The following is a 219-nucleotide window of genomic DNA, read 5'->3' on the forward strand; positions in this document are numbered from 1 at the left end:
ACGATAGCGGCTTTTCTTGACAGCCGGAATCACACACTTCGCTACTTCAGTTCGCTCCGCGTCACGTCTTCGGGTTGTTAAACGGATTTGCCAGCTTAACCCCTACCCCGCTTGCCCCGGTATTCCCATTCCCGGGATGTGTTGTCCTTCTGTGTCCCCACAGTTCTGATGATGCATGGTACAGGAATCTCAACCTGTTGTCCATCGGCTACGCCTCCC

Annotated in this window: 1 rRNA gene; it reads right to left on the reverse strand. The window is 54.3% G+C overall.

The window, feature by feature from the left end:
• Positions 1-219 (reverse strand): 23S ribosomal RNA (locus LK536_RS59300); the annotation flags it as partial.

It is taken from the genome of Clostridium pacaense, assembly GCF_020709765.2.
In the GTDB taxonomy this organism is placed as follows: Bacteria; Bacillota; Clostridia; order Lachnospirales; family Lachnospiraceae; genus Enterocloster; species Enterocloster hominis.